This window comes from Mycobacterium sp., from assembly GCF_019243155.1.
Taxonomy (GTDB): Bacteria; Actinomycetota; Actinomycetes; order Mycobacteriales; family Mycobacteriaceae; genus Mycobacterium.
Genome location: NZ_JAFAUS010000208.1, coordinates 1 through 2,387, shown reverse-complemented (window position 1 = coordinate 2,387; position 2,387 = coordinate 1). Strand labels below are relative to the sequence as shown.

The window sequence follows — 2,387 nt, the reverse complement described above, 5'->3', positions numbered from 1 at the left end:
TTGGCCCAAGCGACAACGAGTTCGCGGACCCGGTCGGGGGTGGGGCGGTTGATCGCGTCGCTGCAGGAGCTGATGAACTGGCCGTCGGAGTCCTGAGCCGCGTCGGCACGGTTGATCAGGTTGTTCAGCTGGTTGACGTCGCCGGAGCGGGCGGCGGCCAGCGCGCCGGCCAGGCTCGTCGTGGCGTCGACGCGGCCGCCGGAGGGGAAGCCCAGGGCGACGGTGATGGCATTGGCAACCTGGGCCACCGATGCGCCGCCGGGGCCTTTGCCGGCGCGGGCATCCGAAAGCACTGCGCTCACAGCGCCTTTGGGGTCGGGGCCCAACGGGCAGTTCACCGCGAGGCATTGCGCCGCGAACGCGTCGAGCGAGGCCTGTTGACCCTTGACCTGTTGCTCGGCGGCGGCTTCGGCGTTGACGCCCAACGCGACCGGCGAGTCCAGGATCAGCCGTGAAACCCGGTCGGGGCGCGACGCGGCGTAGGCCAGCGCCACCTGGGACCCGTTGCCGATTCCGACGAGCGCGACGGCAGGCACATCCCACAGGGTGCGCAGCCGCTCGATATCCGAGGCGGCGTGCCCGTTGTCGTAGGCGGAGGCGCCCGGTGCGATGGCATCGGTGCAGTTGGTGGTGGCGGTGTTCGAGACTTCCGACAGGTTGGCCACCGGGTCGTCACCGGATTGGAATTGCGCCTGATCGCGCATCTGTTGGCGGTCGCTCTTGTCCCGGCAGTCGATCGGGCTCGACATGCCGAAGCCCCGGCGGTCGACGGCGACGATCGGGTGGGTCTGCAGCACGTCGGCGCCCGCCCGGGACAGCCAGACCGGCAGCTGCGCCGACGACGGCAGATCGGAGCCGGTCGTGAAGACCAGGGGTCCCGCGTCGTGCGGGGTCTGGTTCGAGCGGGCGCGGACCACGCCGATGCTCAAGGTGCCCGTCCCGCCGTTGACCGGGTCCAGGTCGGCGTCGTAGTTCGCGCAGTCGAGGGAGACTCCGGGTGCGGCGGGCACCGCCGCGTCGCCGAACACCTTCGACGTGCAGTCGTGCCACGACAAGTCGTTCTTGGGCGCCGCGATCGGTCCCGGACCGGGCGGCGGCGGTTTGGTCGTCGCCGCGCCTTGCGGCCGCGCGCCGGAATTGGTCGCGAAGCGCGGGTCGGCCGCCAGCCCCGGGACGCAGCCGGCCAACAACGCGGTTACCGCGACGAGGATCGTGGCATACGCGCTCTGCCGACTCATGCCGACCACAGTAGCTAGGCCTTGACGTAGCGGGTGTAAAGGTAGCCGGCGTCGTCGGTCAGCACGTGGGCGCAACGCATCCGCGTGAGCAGCCGGCCCGGCCCCGCCGCGATGCGTCGGGCCTGGCCGCCGACGAGGTAGGGCGCGATCGTCAGACACAGCTCGTCGAGCATGTCGCGGTCCATCAGCGAATCGAGCAGCGTCGGCCCGCCTTCGGTGAGGATGCGGTGCATGCCACGGGCACTTAGGACGGCCAGCAACGTGGCCTCGTCGACCGCGCCCGGATCATTGCCGGAGCAATCGAGCACCTCGCACAGACCGGCGAGCCGTTGACGGGTTTCGTCGACCGCCGCGGTACAGGTGAGCACCAGTGGGGGCACCTCGGTGCGGGTGAACACCGCCATGTCCCGACCCAGGTGGCCCGACCTGGTGACGATCGCCAGCTGCGGGACTTCGCTCTGCCCGCCGGCCTGTCGTCGCTGGCGCTGCGCCGCGCCCACGTGCGCGCCCGAATAACCCTCGACCCGCACGGTCCCCGCGCCCACCACGATGACGTCGGCGAGCTCGCGCAGCAGGTTGAAGACAAGCCGGTCGCCGGGTCCGCCCATCGCGCCGCTGCTGTCACCGGCGGTCGCCCCACCGTCCACGCTCGTGATGAAATTCGCCCGCACCCACGTCCCGTCGTGCTCGGGATAGCTGTAGAGCTGGGGCAATTCGCCGTCGTCGATTTCGCGCACAGATCCGAGCAGCGCTAACGGCGTCTCCGAATTCTCAGTCGCGCCAGAGTCGGGCATGGGTCTGATTGCAGCACGCCGCTACAGTTCCTGCATGCACGGGTCCACCTCTGCGGCTGCTTCCGGCCGCGTGGCGCACCTGGTGGACCGGCGCCCGACCGTGTCGCCCGAGCGACTGGTCGCCCAATTGACGCCGCCCCCAACCTTTGCCGACGTCAGCTTCGCGACGTATCGGCCCGACCCCTTCCAGCCGACGCAAGCCGCCGCCGTCGCGGCGTGTCAAGAGTTCTGCCGGCAGGCCGTGCAGCGCCGGGCGGGCCGGCGCAATCTGCTGGGCAGACGGGTCGTGCTGCCCGGCGTCGGGCTGTACCTGGATGGGGGATTCGGGGTGGGCAAGACCCACCTGCTGGCGTCG

The 2,387-nt window shown here is 70.6% G+C and carries 3 protein-coding genes; 1 reads left to right on the top strand and 2 read right to left on the bottom strand.

The window, feature by feature from the left end; translation table 11 throughout:
• The coding region (locus JOZ00_RS10335; RefSeq protein WP_293343380.1) for an alpha/beta fold hydrolase at nucleotides 1-1,238 on the bottom strand (1,238 nt) is incomplete at its 3' end.
• Between the two features lie 14 nt (nucleotides 1,239-1,252).
• Nucleotides 1,253-2,032: a pyrimidine reductase family protein gene (locus JOZ00_RS10330; protein WP_293343378.1), complete on the bottom strand. Its 780-nt coding sequence runs from the start codon at nucleotides 2,030-2,032 to the stop codon at nucleotides 1,253-1,255.
• On the opposite strand from JOZ00_RS10330, the gene zapE reads away from it, so the two are divergent.
• Nucleotides 2,031-2,387 (top strand): AFG1/ZapE family ATPase (gene zapE, locus JOZ00_RS10325; protein WP_293343376.1); only part of this gene is annotated, 357 nt, incomplete at its 3' end. The two genes, JOZ00_RS10330 and zapE, sit on opposite strands and share 2 nt — an antisense overlap.

Coding starts and splice junctions, on each gene's coding strand:
- JOZ00_RS10330 (WP_293343378.1), bottom strand. CDS start 2,032: ATGCCCGACTCTGGCGCGACTGAGAATTCGGAGACGCCGTTAGCGCTG.